Source organism: Mucilaginibacter hurinus (assembly GCF_003324525.1).
Classification (GTDB): domain Bacteria; phylum Bacteroidota; class Bacteroidia; order Sphingobacteriales; family Sphingobacteriaceae; genus Mucilaginibacter; species Mucilaginibacter hurinus.
This window is the reverse complement of sequence record NZ_QGDC01000002.1, coordinates 521,183-537,810: the sequence shown is the minus strand read 5'-3', so window position 1 is coordinate 537,810 and position 16,628 is coordinate 521,183. Positions and strand designations below refer to the sequence as shown.

Here is a 16,628-nt window from a genome sequence, read left to right as displayed (position 1 = left end):
TTGATCGCTTTTGTAATTTCAATACTGTTATCAAATGCGTCATTAGCATGTACTACGTGTAATAAATCGCTCCAAAACGGAATTTACAACAGCACTTTTTACCCTAATTTACGAGCATGCTTTCGGCTTTCATCGTAATGGCGGCTATCATTGCTGTACTTATTTACCGGGCGGCAAAACGTCATCGTGAAGGGCTGCTCGGCCAAACCAGAACGCTACCGGCTACTTCGGTGCCGCTTTTATCGGCAGCGGCGGTGTTAGGCATAGGCCGGGGTGGTTTTGCCGATGGCATTGTGTTGCACCAAATACTGCAATGGCACGAAATGCTTACCAATAAAGTTCCGCCATACACGGTGTTATCATAGAACTATGGGCTATGCCAATGTTAGCGAAAAGCTGCCGGTTACGGTGCAAAATAAACATTTTAACACGAGTATTGTTGGAAATTAAAATGGCAAGATGGAGACTAGGGACCTTTTTTACCACATATTTGAAGCTTCGCCTGTTCCTACTGTTATTTTGCAGGGTAACTATCCCGATATACGTGTGCTGCAGGCAAATGCTGGTTACATTGCCCTTACGGGGCGCCCCTCACACGAAATAATTAACACTTCTTTTTTTATCAAAGAACCGCACCCTGGCATGCACCTGGAGGCACAGGGGCTTTCGGACGTTGAACAATCAATAAAAGAAGTATACTTAAAAAAACAAGCTGTAAAAACCCCGGTACAAAAATTTTTAAAACCGCTTGCGGCAATCAGTGGGGTGGAAACCCTGTATTTCGAGGCGACTAATACGCCCATTTTAAATACTGAAGGCCAGATAGACTTTGTTATCCGTACGCTGCAAAACGTTACTGACATTGTTATAGCCCGCGAGAAGGAAAAGCAAAAGGATGCGAAACTTATTGACAACGAGCGTTTTTTAAGAGAGACGCAAAAGGTTGCACGAATTGGTAGCTGGGAAATGGATAGTAATAACCGGTTTTATTGGCCCGATATTCATTATGAAATTATGGAGGTGGAACCCGGAACCGAGATAACGCGCGATTTTGGGCTAACACTTTTAAAAGGGCAGCGGGATAGGGACATTTTTGAGGATCTGTACAAAAGAGCGGTTGAAAAAGGAGATTATTTTGATGTTGAACTTAATGTACTTACGCCAAAAGGCAATGAACGATGGATAAGGTTTACCGGTAAAGGTGAATTGGTTGACGGTGTATTTAAAAGAATGTACGGTATTGGCCATGATATTACCAAACAAAAATTAACGCAGCAGGCATTAGAGGATTCGCGTAACCGACTGGAAACGCTTATTCAAACAGTTGATGGCATTGTGTTTGAAAGCGACGCGCAAACCCTGGAACTTATTTTTATTAACGGTCATGTTACCGATTTGCTGGGTTACACGCCTGCAGAGTGCATCCGCCGGCCCGGTTTTATTGATAAATTACTTTATCCTGATGATAAGGCGGATATACTGTCTCAGGCCTTTAAACAGATACATGAAAGAGAAAATTATACAGGCGATTATCGCGTCGTAAAAAAAGACGGTACCGAGGTTTGGATGAAGGTATCGGTGTCGGTGATCCGCGAAAACGGCGCACCGAAGTGGCTCAGAGGATTGATGATGGATATAACCGCATCAAAAAGAATTTCAGAACTGGAGCATATAGAAAAACAGGTGCTAGAGTTAAACGCCAGGGCAACAGAGCCAACAACCACCGTGTTAAGAACCTACCTGCAAGGTATTGAAAGTATTTTTCCGGAGATGATTTGTTCCATTATGCAAGTAAAAAATGGGCATTTATACAATTGGGTTGCCAATTCATTGCCGCCAGACTATCAAGCGGCGATAGAAAACCTGGAGGTGGCAGACAATACCGGGTCATGCGGCACGGCAGCTTTTAAAAATGAGAAGGTAATAGCCAGTGATATAGCAAACGACGCTCGATGGGTCAATTATAAGCAAATTGCTTTACAAAATAACTTACGCGCCTGCTGGTCGCAGCCTATTGTAAACGCCGGCGGCACGGTAATAGCAACCTTAGGCATGTACTACAAATCAGTAAAATGGCCTACAAACGATGAATTGAAAATAATTGATAGGGCGGTATACCTTATTCAGCTTATACTGCAAAACCGCAGTGATTTGGAGTTGCTGGAAGAAGCCAACTTTTTGATGAGGCAGAGTCAGGAACTGGCACATTTTGGCAGCGTTCAGCTAGACGTTAAAACCCGCGAGCTAACGTGGTCAAATGAATTGTACAACATATTTGGCATAGATAAAACAGTTAAGCCTACAATCGATCTTTACTATGACTTTTTACACCCGGAAGATAAGGATATGGTTATGGCCAGGATAGGCAATTTTTTTAAGACGCACGAAGACTTTGTTTCTGAAGAACGGATTATACGCCCGGATGGTGAAGTAAGGAATCTGCGCACATGGGGCCGTATAAAGCTGGATCACCATGGCGAACCGTCCAAAGTGATAGCCGCTTATATGGATATCACGCAAAGTAAAAGGATTCAGGAAGAACTTGCAGCCAGCGAAACACGGTTGCGTAACCTGGTTGAGTCGCAAACAAATTATGTGATACGCATTGATTTTAACGGCAACTACAGTTACGCCAATAAAAAGTACAAAGAAGATTTTGGGTTTGCTAACGGAACTGATGTTGTTGGTACAAACGCTATGGCTTTTGTGCAGCCTCACCAGCAGCAACGCATTGTTGAGGTTAGCCAAAAATGTATCGCTCATCCTAACCAGGTATTTGAGGCAGAGTTGGAAAAGTATGGTAAGGACGGGGCAATAAAGTATACCTTTTGGCATTTTATCTGCCTTACAAATTCAGCAGGCCAGCCTGCCGAGATCCAGTGTATCGGCATTGACGTATCGGATAGGAAAAAGGCTGAGAACGAACGGGAACGAAAAACTTTGGAGCTAGAGCAGTCAGAAAGCCGATATAGCGACTTATTTCACTTAAGTCCGCAGCCTATGTGGGTTTATGATGTAGAAACGCTGCAATTTTTAGATGTTAATATAGCTGCAATTCAACAGTATGGCTACACAAGAGACGAATTTTTAAGTATGACGATAAAGGACATACGGCCCGCTGATAAACTGGGTGAATTGTACGAAGCCAATGAAAAAGGCCGCTTACAAAAAGATTTTTTTGTAGGCGTATTTACGCACAAAAAGAAAAGCGGTGAACGTATACAAGTAGAAATAAAACGCAATACTATCCCGTTTAAAGGTAAATCGGCCCACCTGGTACTGGCCAATAACATAACCGAGCGATTGATTTACCTTGAAGCGCTGGAGAAACAGAACAAGAGGCTCGGTGAAATAGCCTGGATACAAATGCACATAGTAAGGGCGCCGTTAGCCCGTGTATTAGGCCTTATTGATATCCTCGAAAATCATGATAACGACCCGGTCGACACCGCCTTCCTGTTAAAAAACATCGTTTCATCAATACACGAGTTGGATAACATCATCACTGATATTGTAAGGAAGGCAGAGCAGGCTACGCTAAACCTTAGCTAGCAATTTTTCACTCTATTGCCCCGCGGCTGTGCCCGTTGACTAATATTGTATTATGACGCCATTATGTTGCTAAATTACGGCAGTAACACGATAATTGTAACTTATTAAAGCACTATGCGAGGGTACCGCTCGCCACTTGCGTTACGTCAGGCTGGGTTTTAGCCGCAGTTTACTAATGGCAGCAATTCGCAGTAGGGTACCTGCTATTCATTTGCATGTATAATTTTCTACTCTCGACACACTCGTTATTTCGCTGGCTTGTTGTAATTAGCCTTTCTACGTCTATTTTTATAGCGTGTATAGGTCTGGTTAAAAACCGTCCGTTCACACGGGTCGCAAACGCCTTCAGGCACTGGACAGCCACTATTGCTCACCTTCAACTGGTGATTGGCACGCTGCTATATTTTCAAAGCCCGTTGGTTATGGCAAATAAATGGCCGGTTAGCAATGAGTTAATTAATCAGCAGGACTTTTTCAGGTATTTCCACGCGGCTATGATGTTTACTGCGGTAATTATTATAACCATCGGGTCGGCAAAGGCAAAGCGGGAAGCCGCTGACAGCGATAGGTACCGAACTATGCTGCGTTGGTTTTGCATAGCCTTATTGCTGATTATAATTGCCATACCCTGGCCATTTTCGCCGCTGGCAGCCCGGCCATTGGGGCGTTTATATTAAATTGGCAGGTAACTGATATAATATTGGATATGAATATAAATATGATAAAAGACCCGATTGGACGGTTAAGACTTTTAGGATATCTTGAAGGCGCTTCTCTTATAATACTGGTGTTTGCCGGGATGCCCCTGAAATATTGGTTTGACTCACCCGCCGTAGTAAAAATTGTAGGCCCTGTACATGGCGTGCTTTTTTTATGGTACGTGTTTAACACCATAAGCGTTGCTATTGCGCAAAACTGGAAGTTTACAAAGATAACCTGGAAGCTTCTGGTAGCGTCTATGGTGCCTTTTGGAACTTTTTACGTAGATAATAGTATCTTAAGCAAGCTAGCTCCAGCTAATAAATAAGAGTTGCTCATCTCAACCTGATGATGTATTGGCCCGCAGCTAAGGTTATCTTCAGTGAAGTTCAATTTATTGTAGTAACGCTTACTTTAAAAGTTGAGATGTTTTTATAGATTTGAGTACTAATTACTTAATTATTATTCAACCTTATCATGCTTAACAAAGCTACCTTCTTTTTAGCAGCATTTATTACGCTGCTGTCAGTACATACTTATGCGCAAAGTTTTATAAAAAAATTTCAGCAGGATAACTTTATGCTTCGCAATGAATCAGTACACAGAAACTACGTAACCTGCTCCTCAATCTAAACCTATCATGTTAAAAAAAACAATATTGTTGTGCGCCATGGTTTGCTTGTTGCAAACGGAGGTGTTACAGGCTCAGGTGTTATTAAAAACCCTGTTAACCACCGAAACATTTTCTACCGGAAAACTTGGTAATAATTTGCTGTTTTTAAGTCGCGATGAGTTTAATGCAGGCCTTTGGCGTAGCGATGGCACACCGCAGGGAACTACGTTGGTTAAACCGTTAAATATAAACAGCTCATCCACTGGCGTAGAAATGTTTACATTTAAAGATCATGTTTACTTTCCGGGATACGATGACGTAACCGGGCCGGTGATATGGAAAAGTGACGGCACTTTTGCAGGTACAGTAAAACTAAAATCGTTTTCGCGCAACAGCGGTTTGCCGCGGCACTTTACACTTTATAAAGGGAATTTGATTTTCGCGGCATATGAAGGCGGCGGCAATAGCGCGTCTATCTGGAAAACAGATGGAACCAGCGCGGGCACAATAAAAGTGTCACCAGCCAACAATGGCGCTATAAATAAATTAATTGTTGCAGGTAACTACTTGTACATATTATACGAAAACCATGTGCTACAGCGTACTGATGGTACGTCGGCCGGCACCAAAACCATTAAGCTCACCAATGATAACAACTATTACATAACCAATTTATTAAGTTGGAATGGCAAGCTGGTGTTTGTGAGTTGTGACGGGGGCGACTGGACGTCGCAGCAAAATATAAAAATATATGCGCTTTCGCCTGGCAGTACAACTGCGGTACTGTTAAAAGAGTATAAAGCGGCAAACTATGGCCAGCTGTACATTAACAATTTTACTGCTGCCGGCGATAACTTTTATTTTGCTATGCAATCTTACGACGGAAATTATACCGGAACGGATGCAATATGGAAAAGTGATGGCACAACAGCCGGTACACAACAGGTAAAAACGTTTAGCTGGGACCGGTACACGAGCAATTCTAACTCCCAAAATTTTACCTGGTATAACAATAAAATGTATTTTTCGGCGGCCCGTAATTATGAGTTTTGGGGGACTGATGGCACTGAAACCGGCACGGCAAAAATTGGTAATGTCTTTTTGCGTCCCGGTCAAAAACCTGTAGTAGTTGGTAATAAAATGTACATGATAGCCGCACAGGCTTACTACTACAACCCGGCCAGGCTGTACAGTTATGACGGCAGTTCTGATCCGGCCGTTGATATTGATATGCCTGATAATCCTGATAAAATGTTTGAAGCAAACGGCATTGTTTACGTAACATCACAAAAAAGAGATCAATATTACCGCTACTACGAGTTGTGGGCAAACACACCTTCGCCGCTTATTGAGTTAACAGTAGGCTATACCATGGCAAACACCGGCACAGTTGTAAATTTTAACTCATTGGCTGATAGTGTTGCTTTAATGCAGGTAACCATTAAAAATCGCGGCAAAAACGAGCTAAAACTGCACGAGATATCGGTTTCAGGGGCGCCATTTTACCTGGGGGGGCAGCCAGACCAGGTGTTAGCGCCGGGCAATCAAACATCACTCAGGCTGGCCTACTTAACAGGGAGGGTAGGGCAAACTAAAGGCACATTTAATATAAAATCAATTAATAACCCTAATGCTAATATAACTGTTAACCTGGTAGGTAACGCCGCCGGTGTAGCACAAAAAGGAATGCATCTGCCGGCTGGTGATTTGCTGAAAATCATCAATTTTACCGAGGATATTCCGTTGTTTAAGCTGAGCAACAAGGCCGTTAATGAGAACATGCCTGTAGGAACAGTGGTTGGCTCATTTCCCTCAACCAGCGCGGCCGACAAATACAAGTTTGAAATGATTGCCGGATCAGGTGATAGTGATAACAATAGTTTCAAAATTGAAAACGGTCAGCTTAAAACCAATGCAATTTTTGATTTCGAAAATAAAAGTGTTTATACCATACGTGTACAGGGGAGCAACTCAGCCGCGTCGCTGCAAAAGTCATTTGTGATCACCGTTACAGATGCGCAGGAAAATACTGCGCCGGCTGATTGTAGCTACCCTTATCGTCGAGCTACAAATGCTTTACTTGACGTGGCCTATGTTGGCCGGCGTTTAGTTGCAGTTGGCGACAACAATACCATTGTTTTTTCTGACGATGATGGCAACACGTGGCAAAAAACCAACGTGAACAACTCTTACGCCGCAATACAGGCCATTGACAGTAAGATAGCTTACATGTACGCGGCAGGCAGAATGTTGAAAACTGAGGATGGCGCAGCAACATGGTTCCCGGTTGAGGTGCCGCAGCCAACATCGGGCCAGAATTTTACCAGGATGTATTTTTACAATGCTTCCATTGGCTACCTGCTGGGCGACTATGGGTTTTATAAAACAACCGATGGCGGTGTTAACTGGCAATTCTACAGCGCTTATGTAAATAGTTCTTTTACGCTCTACTGCGCCTACTTTTCTGACGAGAACGATGGTTTTGTAGGTGGCAGCAATGGCAAGCTATTACGAACGAAAGATGGCGGTAAAACATGGCAGAACATTGTTTTGCCGGGCTTTGATGACTATAGCTATGGTGTAAGCGTATCTGCTATTACATTTGTAAGTAAATCACTTGGCTTTGTAGCCACTAACCGTGGTATATACCGAACCACAGATGGCGGCACAACGTGGGGAAAAATAAGCGAGATGCAAAGCAGTGTAAAGCGTTTATATTTTATTGACAAAAATTATGGCGTTATACTAATAGAAAATGGGGGTATGTATTTAACCACGGATGGTGGTTTTACCTGGAACATGCAGAATGATGGGCGCCCGGCTAACGGTTTTGCTATAAACGCAACCAGAAATAAATTTTGTTTAGTAAGTGGCATCAGTGCTTACAGGGCAATGTCGCAGGATATTTTTTTAAAGAAGGGGGTTAGCGGGCCATGGCTACACCGCTCACAGTATTACTCCGGCAATGGTTTCGTGTCATCAAACTTTATTGACGATAACAATTGGTACCGGTTTGGTACCAGCAGCTACAAAACAATTGATGGTGGCCTCACCTGGCAGCAGGTGCTGATCCCCAATCAATCAAACCCGTTCAACATTACAGGTAGTTTCTTTTTCGATAAAGACAACGGCGTAGTGAGTAGTAATAAAGGTGTACACGTTACCGCGGATGGTGGCCAAAACTGGGCATTACATAAGCTATCCGGTGCCAATAACCCTGCCGGATTACATTTCATAGATGCACAAACAGGGTTTTTTAAAAGCGACAGTTATCTGTATCGCACGGCTGATGGTGGTAAATCATGGGAAAAGCTCCGGGGTATTGGTGGTATGGGAAACACGCTTGCCTTTTCATTTATAAATGACAAAACCGGCTTTTTCGTTGCCGGCTCGGGTACGGTTTATAAAACAAAGGATAAGGGACTTACCTGGGAATCAAAGGGTACATCTTATTATTTAAACGCGATACATTTTTTTGACGAACTAAACGGCCTGGTAGGTGGCAACGATGGTAAATTGTTAAAGACAAAGGATGGCGGGCGTACCTGGAATTTGGTTGAAACGCAGCTTTATTCGCAAAACATTAGGGACCTTAAATTTTTAGATAGATTGCACGGTTACATGGTGGCCGACCGCATGTATGAAACATTTGATGGCGGCAATACCTGGAAGGATTTTTTCCTGGCCGAATCAGTTTTATCTGTAAGTATCAACCCGGGCAAGGTTTACTTTACAGACAATAACGGCGTTATATATGAGGACGGTACAAAAATAACGCCCGCCAATGCAGGCTACATAAAAGGCGAAACTTATGTTGAGGTTAACCAGAAAACCGATTACCATATGCCTGTTGAATATAACACATACTACAAATGGACCATTAGCGGAAATCCGTTTGTACAATATGGCACAAACAGCGTTACCGTGGCATGGAAAAAGGCGGGTAAATACACCGTTGAAGCAACGCCATACACTAACTGCGGACTAGGAAAGAGCCGCACCATTGAAGTAACGGTTGAAAGTTTACCCGCGCCGCAAATTACCGGCCCGGCGGTTGTTGAAAGCTTTAGTAAAAGCGAGTATTACACCCCGGACAACGGTAATAAATATCACTGGACACTGCCCGGGAACAACAACACAGCTGCAGACGGTAACAAGTTTACGGTAATTTGGGCCCAGCCGGACACGGCCGTAATACAGGTGATTGAAACGCATCAGCAATTAAACATCAAAAAATCGGCGAGCTTAACGGTGATTATACAAGCACCCAAAAATGCAGGCAATAACAAACACGTTCCTACGGCACCGGGCACTGCCGCTAATGGTGAGGTAGTCAGTGTATATCCCAACCCATTTGCCGATAAGGTTAACATCAGTTTGCCGGAGACAGCCGGTATTGCCGGTGGTGCAGAAGTAACAATAACACGTTTAAATGGCGGTACAGTGTTTACGCGCGAATATGCTGCCGGCAGCGGCGTAATCAGTGTAGATATGGCCGGGCAGGACAATGGTATTTATATATTAACGCTTACGCGGGGTAAGACGGTGTCATCATACAAGATCATCAAAAACTAACGCTTAAGCCTATTGGCACAGCCCGATGGTTAGTTTTCAATTTGATGTATCGCTTTGGCAGGTAACTGCTAAAAGCGATATTGTTGAGTGTATTGATATCCGGTTTTTAACTATTTTTACCTAGCACTAACCAACAAATCATCATGAAAAAGTTAACACTGTTATTCACCTTACTGTCAATAGCCTGCACAACGGCTTTTGCGCAGCTAACCAAAGAACAATGTGTAGCCGACTGGACCCGAGCCAAAGCCTACACCAAAGCTTACTTAGACGCCATGCCTGCCGACGCTTACAGCTTTAAGGCCACGCCGGATGTGCGCACATTTGCGCAGCAAATGCTGCATACTGCCGGTGGCAATTACATGTTTGCATCGGCTGCTGCAGGCAAGGCAGCCCCGGCTGAGGCGAACGCCGAAAAAACAGTAGCCCCTACAAAAGAAGCGGTAACCAAGGCCGTTATGGATAGCTATGATTATGCCATTAACGTTGCAAAGGAACTGCCTGAAAGCCAGTTAAGAGATGAAATTACATTTTTTAATATGAAAACCACCAAGGGGCTTGCGTTGGCCAAAGCCTTTGAGCACCAAACGCATCACCGCGGCCAGGCCACTATGTACCTTCGCCTCAAAGGTGTAAAACCGCCCGAAGAAATGTTATTTTAATGCCGATACTTACTTACTCCGCCCTAACTCATCCGGGTGGAGTAAGTACTGTATAACCGACTTCCGGGTATTTTTCTACTTTACGTAATGCAGTGCCATACACCCGGAGGGAAACCGTATGGTGTCAACCAATTTAAGGTTAAGCTTGTCTTTAATACTGCCCGCTTGCAGTAACGGCCTGCCTTGCCCGGCAATAACCGGATGCACCACCAGCTTTAACTCGTCTATAAGGCCGGCTTTTATTAATTCAGGCAACATGCTTACCGTATCAACCATTATTTTTTTACCGGGTAGCTGTTTCAGCCGCAACAATTCTCCTGCCGGATCAGTACGTACAATCCGGGTTTTTTCATCAGCGGTATTTAATGATCCTGATATAACTACCCTGTCAATAGACGCCATCCTTTCGGCAAACCTGTTTTCGCCGTCCGTGCCCGATTGTTCTCTTGCTACGTCGGCCCAGTATGGAAACATCAGCTGGTACATTACCCTGCCGAAAAAGAGCAGGTCCACATCGTCCATCATCGCTGTATAGTAGTCCATAAGTTCTTCGGCAGGGTTCATTAGCGTATGGTCGCAATACCCGTCCAGTGTAATGTTTATGCCGAATGTTACCGTCCTCATATTATTGGCTTTTAGTGATATCATCAAAGATAACTGGTGAAGTTAAATAGCAGGCGGGGAGTTTGTGCCAAAAAGCAGGGGTAACAAGCCATAGGCGTTATAGTTAAAGTGAGCGTGTGCACCGTTATAGCCAACCACTTTAAAATATTTGAACCTCAGTAGCTTATATTGTAAATTTAAAATGTAAACTTTGTATATAAAATTCAGCCATATGCGGTATGTTACAGATATATTAGGCGGTAAACGCAAATACCTGTTGGTATTGTTGCTTTTGCCTGTTGCTGTAATATGCCTGGCTTTCGGCATTACGGATACCGGTGAGTATGATAAGGCCAGGAGGGAGGTTTTACTTCGCAGGATAGGGCACGAATTACTCTTACATGCGGGCGACAGTACATCGCGAACACTACCGGTAGAAAAGATTGATGACGATGAATACCAGGTGCGATTTGAGCATGAATTTGCTTTCAAACCCGAGTCGTTGGTAAAAATTACGCGGCGTTTGTTGGCTAAGGACGCCTTTACGCAGGATTATGTTGTTAACGTGTTAAACTGTAGCAACGCCTCGGTAGCTTATGGCTACGCCATAGCCGGAAACCGGAAAGATGATATTGTAACCTGTAAGGGCAGGATACAACCTAAGGCGTGCTACATCGTCAACGTTAAGTTTAAGCCAAAAGGCGTTGATTTGGCAACAACCGGATATATTTTGGGCGGCCTGCCCTTTTTAGCATTTGTTGGCTTTATGCTTTTTAAGGCGGTTAAACCACAACCGGTTGTAAACGACAGCCGTGCCACTAATAAATTTAGCCTGGGCACGGTGTTATTTGATGCAGGGCAACGCCAGTTAATGTTAGAAAACCAAACAATAGATCTCACCGGGACCGAAACCCGTTTACTGCGGATATTTGCCTTATCGCCTAATCAAACCATTGCCCGCAGCCGCCTGCAAAAAGAAATATGGGAGGATGAAGGTGTAATTGTAGGCCGCAGTTTGGATATGTTTATCTCCAAGCTCCGCAAAAAGCTGGAGATGAGTTCGACTATTAATATTGTTGTGGTACGTGGGAAAGGGTATAGGCTGGAGGTCGGGGATTGAGAATATGAAGTTGGACAAAAGTGCTTTTTATGCAAGTTGTATTCTGTAAATTTGTTGCTTAATTATAACCTTTATCATGCTTGTAAGCCAATCCATTATTTCTGGCATTCAAGCTATCATTCATAATGCTAAAGAAAAAGCGATCAGACTGGTTGATTATGAGCGGACTTTGATGTATTGGCGAATTGGACAACGCATATTTGAAGAAGAGCAGCAAGGAATAGACCGGGCAGATTATGGCAATTATCTACTAAATTTATTGCAGATCAATTAGAGCCGGAGTATGGCAGTGGGTTTTCAAAACGGCAAATAGAACTATTTCGTCAGTTTTATCGTACGTTTCCAATTGCGAATACGGTGTATTCGCAATTGAGTTGGAGCCAGTATAAAGTTATCATCAGGCTTGATAGCCCTGATAAACGTGACTTTTATATAGCCGAAACGGTCAAAAATAATTGGACGGTACGCCAATTGGAGCGTCAAATCCATAGCAGTTTGTGGGAAAGATTGTTGATGAGTAATGACAAAGACAGTGTATTGGCTGTAGCTCGTAACGAAAAACAACCGTCTGATGCTAAAGAAATTATCAAAGATCCGATTTATCTTGAGTTTTTAGGGTTACACAGAGAGGCTTCTTATTAGAAAAGGACCTGGAACAAGCTATTATTACACATCTACACGGTTCAATTAACAACCACCTTTGCGAGGGATGCGCTTATAAATTAATTTATTGTCCCGCTCCACATAATCCGCTGATACTATTGGATATGAATACTTTGGCGCGTACGATACGCTGCGGCTCTTTATAGTTAATTCGTCGTTCACTTTCAGGCTGTGCAAGTTGTCAAGCAGATGGTTCTCAGCGTCAAATTTCAAAAGCAAGTGGTCCGGTTGATGGTTTTCCACGTCAAATGTTAAGATATAATCGTCATCTTTAATCCTGACCATCACCCCAAAACCTAATCTTGATCCTGGCGGGAGAGAAGTAGACGTTACAACAGCCTCCATCTTTGTAAAAGCAGCAATATGCTTCTTTATTTTAGCAGCACCGGCATACACTTTCTGCCCTTCGGGAGATGCTTTCCATTTATTGAACGCTATGCCATCGGGGCTGGCTTCCCACTTTCGCCTTCCGGCACTCTTTTCGGTAGCTGTCAGCGACTTTTGCGATGGCTTTTTAGGGTCGTCATTTTTATTTTCATGATTAGCAAATACCAATCCGCTCACCACAACCAGTGGTAATATCAGCGCATAAATGTTCTTTTTCATAATTATTCAATTTGATTCAGCAAAATTACCCTGGCAGCTTTCAGCCTGAAGAATTTAGATTGTAAATAAAAATGTAAACTGTGTAAATAATTACGTTTACAATCTGATCAAATGGTCAAGTCGCCCAAAGCAAGTAATGAGCGAGATGTAGCTGGATCTGCGAACGCGAGGTTTGCATGCAACATGAAGGCTGCTCGGCTTGCAGAAGAGGAGAGGGCATTAACCAACAAGCCCGACACTTTCGTATCGGGCTTTGTACCCAGAGCCGGGGTCGAACCGACACGGCCTTGCAGCCACAGGTGTTTGAGACCAGCGCGTCTACCGCCCCGATAGCTATCGGGGCCGCCATTTACGAATAACTGGCCTTCAGTTTTTCAATCATTTCCGGATATTTTTTAAGATGGTGGATATAACTTTTACTCTTCATCCTTTTTATATGCGCCTCGATTAATCGTGATTGCTCATACGAAAGGTCGTCGATAAAGAAGTATAATTCCCAATCATCGGCCTTGGCTGTAAAACTTTTTTCAAATTCTTTATTTAGATGTTGTGCAATTCTGCAGGACAGGTCTTTGCAACTTCCAGTATAATATCTGTTAAGTTTTTTAGAATGCAGGATGTACACCGATGCCATAATCTAAAATAAACAAGTTTGATTAAGTTTCGTCATTAACCAACAAAGCCCGACACTTTCGTATCGGGCTTTGTACCCAGAGCCGGGGTCGAACCGGCACGGCCTTGCAGCCACAGGTGTTTGAGACCAGCGCGTCTACCGATTCCGCCATCTGGGCATTTAGTTAGTCCAGCGTCTACCGTCCCGATAGTTATCGGGACCGCCATCCGGGCATTTATTTGATGTCTTGGCGACTGTTAATCGCTCAGAACCGGGCTGCAAATGTATTTAAACTCTCTTTAATACGCAACAAATATTTTTGCCTGTAATAAATGTCCAGTATTTCATTCAGGCGGCTTTCTTTTGCCATATCGTCAAGGTCGGCATAGTCTGTAGTAAGCCGCGAAAGTTCTTCGTTTATATCACCCTCAATAGCAAGTGTTTCGGCGGTAATGTCAGCCAGTTGGTCGGTGTTTTCTATTTCCATCAAACGCTCATTAATATCCATCATCTCCATTAAAAAATCCGCCGGAAGCTGCGGTTTTGCGCCTTCCTGCAATAACTCATGCTCGCGTAAAATGTACTCCAGCCGCTTATTGGGGTCTGAAAGGGTTTGATAAGCCTTATTGTTAAGCGTTGATAGTTCCAGTATTTCCTGCTGCTTTTCGTCGCTCTCAGTAGCGTAAAAATCGGGGTGATATTGTTTGCTCAGCGCATAAAATTGCTTTTTTAGCGCAGCTTCATCAGGGTGGAAGGATTCGGGTATGTTATAGAAGTTAAAATAGTTCATTTGTACAAAGGTAACGCTTTTACATTGCAGCTGTTTTAATATATTAGCGGCAGATAGCAAGCAAATTAGGCAAATGGCCTCAAAGTTGCAGGCTACCTGTAAAAAGATGTTATGCACAGACTACTTAATTATAACGTACTGATAGATGATTTTGTACGTCATTTAACCATAACCCCGGTTAACGAACTACTGCCAAGCGGCGATTACTACTCAACTGGTATTTACAAAATTCATGAAGGTAACGTGGGCATGGGCCAGGTAGTGTTTGACCTGGAAACAGACGACTGGGAATACGACGGTTATGGCGAACTTACTCACAAGCAGGTGGAGGATATTGCGGCGTTCATACGCAAGCACCGTTACGATGGCGATAACGAAGAATAACCACTGTTACTATGCTGGCTTTAGCTGCATTGAAAAGAAAATAGCGCATGCCCGAGATATTTAAGCAACCCTGGCCGTGGTATACATCAGGCTTGGCCATAGCGTTTGTTATGGCCCTGTTGCTTTATTTTGGCAAATCATTTGGGTTTTCATCTAACCTGCGCACCATTTGCGCCATAGCCGGTGCGGGCAAGCATACTTCATTTTTTAATTACAATTGGAAACGGCAGCGTTGGAACCTGTTATTTATGGTCGGTGCTATAGCAGGAGGTTTTATCTGTTCAGTTTTTTTTAAAAATGATGAGCCGCTGTCATTATCACCGGCCACTATAAATGACCTGCAAAAGCTTAATATCCCGTTTGATGGCCAGTTAAATCCGGAGAGTTTATTTGGCACCGGGGCTCTTGATTTTAAAAATATCCTGCTGTTACTTGTTGGCGGCTTGTTGGTTGGTTTTGGCTCGCGCTATGCGGGGGGCTGTACTTCAGGTCACGCCATTTCGGGATTGTCTGCATTACAATTGCCATCGTTAATAGCCGTCGTTGGTTTTTTTATTGGTGGACTGGTTATGACCTGGCTTATTTTCCCTTTTTTATTTTGACAGGATGAGAGCGATTAAATACATACTGGCCGGTGTGCTGTTTGGCATTGTGATGGTTAAATCAGAAGCCGTATCGTGGTACCGTATACAGGAGATGTTCCGTTTTCAGTCTTTTCACATGTACGGCATCATAGGCACTGCAGTGCTGTCAGGCATTATCATTGTTTTTGCCATAAAAAAACTAAGGCTTAATGATAGCAGCGGCAGGCCGATTGTTTTTGCGGACAAGACCGGCAGCTGGAAAAACTACCTCTTCGGCGGGCTCATATTCGGTTTGGGCTGGGCGCTAACCGGCGCCTGCCCCGGGCCAATTTTTGTAAATATTGGTTACGGCTATATAAGTATGCTTATTGTAGCAATGGGTGCAGTACTTGGCACGTACCTCTACGGTGTATTTGTTGCCAGGTAGTTACTGATTTTACAGCCGGTGTTGGTAATTTGAACCCCTGAGAAGGCATTTTTATAATAACTTTGTAAGCAAATGGCTTATAAGTTTATTGATAATTACCGCGAGAGAGGTGCCCGTAAACAGTTGGTTGAAGTGTTAAGGAAAAAGGGAATTGAGGATGAGCATGTGCTGGAGGCGATTAGTAAAGTGCCGCGCCATTTCTTTTTTGATGAAACCTTCTGGACACAGGCCTACCGCGACATCGCTTTTCCGATAGGCGAGGGGCAAACCATATCACAACCCTATACCGTTGCTTACCAAACACAGCTGCTCCATATTAAAAAAGGTGATAAAGTGCTGGAGATAGGTACCGGAAGCGGTTACCAAACCTGTATATTGCTTGAACTGGGCGCCAAAGTTTATACTATTGAGCGTCAGCAAAAATTATACGAGCGTACCATTAAGGTGCTGCCGCACATGGGTTACAAGGCCCGTTTTTTTTTAGGCGATGGCTCAAAGGGTGTAGCGGAACACGGCCCATACCATAAAATTATTGTGACTGCCGGCGCACCAACGGTACCCGAGGTATTGTTACAACAGCTGAAAATTGGCGGCTTACTGGTTATTCCCGTGGGAGATGAAAACACGCAAAAAATGGTTACCGTACTAAAGGTAGGCGAGCATGATTATGAGAAAGTTGTGTTGGATACTTTCAGGTTTGTGCCCTTGGTAGGTGATAAGGCCTGGTGATTAAAGGA

General features: G+C 43.6%; 15 protein-coding genes, 2 tRNA genes and 1 pseudogene. 12 read left to right on the top strand and 6 right to left on the bottom strand.

Annotated features, from left to right (window positions below):
- Positions 1–116: 116 nt before the first annotated feature.
- The 6 genes from DJ568_RS05580 (at position 117) to DJ568_RS05555 (ending at position 10,101) form a co-directional block, all read left to right on the top strand.
- On the top strand, positions 117–365 hold the full coding sequence (locus DJ568_RS05580; protein WP_199560872.1) for a DUF2243 domain-containing protein: 249 nt from the start codon (positions 117–119) through the stop codon (positions 363–365).
- A 94-nt stretch (positions 366–459) separates the two neighbouring features.
- Positions 460–3,552 (top strand): PAS domain S-box protein, encoded by a 3,093-nt coding sequence (locus tag DJ568_RS05575; RefSeq protein ID WP_114004242.1) that lies wholly within the window; start codon positions 460–462, stop codon positions 3,550–3,552.
- A gap of 215 nt (positions 3,553–3,767) precedes the next feature.
- A complete protein-coding gene (locus DJ568_RS05570; protein ID WP_114004241.1) occupies positions 3,768–4,229 on the top strand; it encodes a hypothetical protein in 462 nt (153 codons plus the stop codon).
- Between the two features lie 29 nt (positions 4,230–4,258).
- Positions 4,259–4,579 (top strand): DUF3817 domain-containing protein, encoded by a 321-nt coding sequence (locus tag DJ568_RS05565; RefSeq protein ID WP_114004240.1) that lies wholly within the window; start codon positions 4,259–4,261, stop codon positions 4,577–4,579.
- Between the two features lie 312 nt (positions 4,580–4,891).
- Entirely contained in the window at positions 4,892–9,439 is a 4,548-nt protein-coding gene (locus DJ568_RS05560; RefSeq protein WP_114004239.1) for a YCF48-related protein, read from the top strand.
- Positions 9,440–9,582: 143 nt separating this feature from the next.
- On the top strand, positions 9,583–10,101 hold the full coding sequence (locus tag DJ568_RS05555) for a DinB family protein (protein ID WP_114004238.1): 519 nt from the start codon (positions 9,583–9,585) through the stop codon (positions 10,099–10,101).
- A gap of 75 nt (positions 10,102–10,176) precedes the next feature.
- Here the strand turns inward: DJ568_RS05555 and DJ568_RS05550 are convergent, their stop codons facing one another.
- A complete protein-coding gene (locus DJ568_RS05550) occupies positions 10,177–10,725 on the bottom strand; it encodes a dihydrofolate reductase family protein (protein ID WP_114004315.1) in 549 nt (182 codons plus the stop codon).
- 211 nt (positions 10,726–10,936) lie between these two features.
- Here DJ568_RS05550 and DJ568_RS05540 point away from each other — a divergent pair, with 211 nt between their 5' ends.
- Together DJ568_RS05540 and DJ568_RS17365 are read left to right on the top strand one after the other, a co-directional pair.
- Positions 10,937–11,824, top strand: a complete 888-nt coding sequence (locus tag DJ568_RS05540) for a winged helix-turn-helix domain-containing protein (RefSeq protein WP_114004236.1) — start codon at positions 10,937–10,939, stop codon at positions 11,822–11,824.
- A 76-nt stretch (positions 11,825–11,900) separates the two neighbouring features.
- Positions 11,901–12,466 (top strand): annotated as a pseudogene (locus DJ568_RS17365) (DUF1016 N-terminal domain-containing protein).
- 45 nt (positions 12,467–12,511) lie between these two features.
- Here DJ568_RS17365 and DJ568_RS05530 read toward each other — a convergent pair.
- The 5 genes from DJ568_RS05530 to hscB form a co-directional block, all read right to left on the bottom strand.
- Positions 12,512–13,093 carry a hypothetical protein gene (locus DJ568_RS05530; protein WP_114004235.1) on the bottom strand — a complete coding sequence of 194 codons (582 nt, stop codon included), beginning with the start codon at positions 13,091–13,093 and terminating at the stop codon, positions 12,512–12,514.
- Between the two features lie 256 nt (positions 13,094–13,349).
- Positions 13,350–13,436: transfer RNA gene (locus DJ568_RS05525), tRNA-Leu, on the bottom strand.
- A gap of 6 nt (positions 13,437–13,442) precedes the next feature.
- The gene (locus DJ568_RS05520) at positions 13,443–13,727 is read right to left on the bottom strand and encodes a GIY-YIG nuclease family protein (RefSeq protein WP_114004234.1); all 285 of its coding nucleotides are present in this window, start codon (positions 13,725–13,727) and stop codon (positions 13,443–13,445) included.
- A 73-nt stretch (positions 13,728–13,800) separates the two neighbouring features.
- Positions 13,801–13,884 (bottom strand) — tRNA-Leu (locus tag DJ568_RS05515).
- 87 nt (positions 13,885–13,971) lie between these two features.
- Positions 13,972–14,496: a Fe-S protein assembly co-chaperone HscB gene (gene hscB, locus DJ568_RS05510; protein WP_114004314.1), complete on the bottom strand. Its 525-nt coding sequence runs from the start codon at positions 14,494–14,496 to the stop codon at positions 13,972–13,974.
- A gap of 111 nt (positions 14,497–14,607) precedes the next feature.
- Here hscB and DJ568_RS05505 point away from each other — a divergent pair, with 111 nt between their 5' ends.
- The 4 genes from DJ568_RS05505 to DJ568_RS05490 all read left to right on the top strand — a co-directional run bounded on the left by DJ568_RS05505 (position 14,608) and on the right by DJ568_RS05490 (position 16,620).
- Positions 14,608–14,880 carry a hypothetical protein gene (locus DJ568_RS05505; protein WP_114004233.1) on the top strand — a complete coding sequence of 91 codons (273 nt, stop codon included), beginning with the start codon at positions 14,608–14,610 and terminating at the stop codon, positions 14,878–14,880.
- Between the two features lie 47 nt (positions 14,881–14,927).
- The gene (locus tag DJ568_RS05500) at positions 14,928–15,482 is read left to right on the top strand and encodes a YeeE/YedE family protein (RefSeq protein ID WP_114004232.1); all 555 of its coding nucleotides are present in this window, start codon (positions 14,928–14,930) and stop codon (positions 15,480–15,482) included.
- Positions 15,483–15,486: 4 nt separating this feature from the next.
- The gene (locus tag DJ568_RS05495) at positions 15,487–15,891 is read left to right on the top strand and encodes a DUF6691 family protein (protein WP_114004231.1); all 405 of its coding nucleotides are present in this window, start codon (positions 15,487–15,489) and stop codon (positions 15,889–15,891) included.
- Positions 15,892–15,963: 72 nt separating this feature from the next.
- On the top strand, positions 15,964–16,620 hold the full coding sequence (locus DJ568_RS05490) for a protein-L-isoaspartate(D-aspartate) O-methyltransferase (protein ID WP_114004230.1): 657 nt from the start codon (positions 15,964–15,966) through the stop codon (positions 16,618–16,620).
- The last annotated feature ends 8 nt before the right edge of the window (positions 16,621–16,628 follow it).

Excerpts from the sequence above, each read along its gene's own strand:
- DJ568_RS05500 (WP_114004232.1), top strand. The coding sequence starts at position 14,928 with ATGCCCGAGATATTTAAGCAACCCTGGCCGTGGTATACATCAGGCTTG.
- DJ568_RS05550 (WP_114004315.1), bottom strand. The coding sequence starts at position 10,725 with ATGAGGACGGTAACATTCGGCATAAACATTACACTGGACGGGTATTGC.
- DJ568_RS05530 (WP_114004235.1), bottom strand. The coding sequence starts at position 13,093 with ATGAAAAAGAACATTTATGCGCTGATATTACCACTGGTTGTGGTGAGC.
- DJ568_RS05520 (WP_114004234.1), bottom strand. The coding sequence starts at position 13,727 with ATGGCATCGGTGTACATCCTGCATTCTAAAAAACTTAACAGATATTAT.
- DJ568_RS05580 (WP_199560872.1), top strand. The coding sequence starts at position 117 with ATGCTTTCGGCTTTCATCGTAATGGCGGCTATCATTGCTGTACTTATT.
- DJ568_RS05490 (WP_114004230.1), top strand. The coding sequence starts at position 15,964 with ATGGCTTATAAGTTTATTGATAATTACCGCGAGAGAGGTGCCCGTAAA.
- DJ568_RS05495 (WP_114004231.1), top strand. The coding sequence starts at position 15,487 with ATGAGAGCGATTAAATACATACTGGCCGGTGTGCTGTTTGGCATTGTG.
- DJ568_RS05565 (WP_114004240.1), top strand. The coding sequence starts at position 4,259 with ATGAATATAAATATGATAAAAGACCCGATTGGACGGTTAAGACTTTTA.
- DJ568_RS05555 (WP_114004238.1), top strand. The coding sequence starts at position 9,583 with ATGAAAAAGTTAACACTGTTATTCACCTTACTGTCAATAGCCTGCACA.
- DJ568_RS05560 (WP_114004239.1), top strand. The coding sequence starts at position 4,892 with ATGTTAAAAAAAACAATATTGTTGTGCGCCATGGTTTGCTTGTTGCAA.
- DJ568_RS05570 (WP_114004241.1), top strand. The coding sequence starts at position 3,768 with ATGTATAATTTTCTACTCTCGACACACTCGTTATTTCGCTGGCTTGTT.
- DJ568_RS05575 (WP_114004242.1), top strand. The coding sequence starts at position 460 with ATGGAGACTAGGGACCTTTTTTACCACATATTTGAAGCTTCGCCTGTT.
- DJ568_RS05540 (WP_114004236.1), top strand. The coding sequence starts at position 10,937 with ATGCGGTATGTTACAGATATATTAGGCGGTAAACGCAAATACCTGTTG.
- DJ568_RS05505 (WP_114004233.1), top strand. The coding sequence starts at position 14,608 with ATGCACAGACTACTTAATTATAACGTACTGATAGATGATTTTGTACGT.
- hscB (WP_114004314.1), bottom strand. The coding sequence starts at position 14,496 with ATGAACTATTTTAACTTCTATAACATACCCGAATCCTTCCACCCTGAT.